Annotated in this window: 3 protein-coding genes; all 3 read left to right on the plus strand. The window is 67.3% G+C overall.

Annotated features, from left to right (window positions below):
- Positions 1 to 2: 2 nt before the first annotated feature.
- Positions 3 to 149 (plus strand): hypothetical protein, encoded by a 147-nt coding sequence (locus tag D7W79_RS46625; protein WP_500681259.1) that lies wholly within the window; start codon positions 3 to 5, stop codon positions 147 to 149.
- 10 nt (positions 150 to 159) lie between these two features.
- Complete coding sequence (locus D7W79_RS44415; protein ID WP_167497805.1) at positions 160 to 336, plus strand: hypothetical protein; 177 nt, start codon at positions 160 to 162, stop codon at positions 334 to 336.
- Positions 337 to 359: 23 nt separating this feature from the next.
- Positions 360 to 758 (plus strand): exopolysaccharide biosynthesis response regulator EpsW (epsW, locus tag D7W79_RS42470; RefSeq protein WP_147442375.1); only part of this gene is annotated, 399 nt, incomplete at its 3' end.

The following is a 758-nucleotide window of genomic DNA, read 5'->3' on the forward strand; positions in this document are numbered from 1 at the left end:
GGGTGGGCGCGGGTTGGACGCTGAACCGTTGGATGGCCCTGGAGGTGGACACCCGCACGGCGTGGACTCGCTCGCCCGACGTGGAGGCGGCCCGCACGGTGTGGTCCGCGACGCTGGGACTGACGATCCAGAAAACGGGTATCCTCTGAGCCTCCCCACATGGCGAAGCTCATCCTCCTGTCCGTCCTGATTGCCACCATCGCGCTGCCCGGAGCGGCCGCGCGCGATGCGCACCCCTGGCGGGGGATGAAGAAGGCCATCCTGTGGGTGGCCCTCTTCAACATGGCGTACGCATATGGCGTGCTCGTCCTCGTGCCCAAGTACGGGTTCGGGTGAGGGAAGGAAAGGCGTCAGACGTGATGGAGCTCCAACAGCTCACCGTCCTCCTCGTGGAGGACTCTCCGATGTTCCGCGTCATGCTGCGTGACATGCTCCAGCAGATGGGCGTGAAGAACGTGGTGGAGCAGCCCAACGGCAAGGCCGCCATGGAGTACCTCCAGACGGGCGCGCTCAAGCCGGACCTCGTGTGCCTGGACCTGACGTTGCCGGATGTGTCCGGCTACGACGTCTGCGAGCACATCCGCCGCACGCCCGCCATCGCGCACATCCCGGTGTTGATGGTGAGCGCGCGCAACCTGCCGGAGGACAAGGCCTACGCGGAAGAGGCCGGCGCCAACGGCTACCTGGGCAAGCCCTTCACGCCCGAGGAGCTGGAGAAGCGCGTGCGTCAGGTGCTGAAGACCGCCGCCGCCCGGGGC

The sequence above is a fragment of the Corallococcus exercitus genome (assembly GCF_003611585.1).
Classification (GTDB): Bacteria; Myxococcota; Myxococcia; order Myxococcales; family Myxococcaceae; genus Corallococcus; species Corallococcus exercitus.

What these genes read in the sequence shown, in the direction of transcription:
- D7W79_RS44415 (WP_167497805.1), top strand. Translation starts at nt 160, where the DNA reads ATGGCGAAGCTCATCCTCCTGTCCGTCCTGATTGCCACCATCGCGCTG.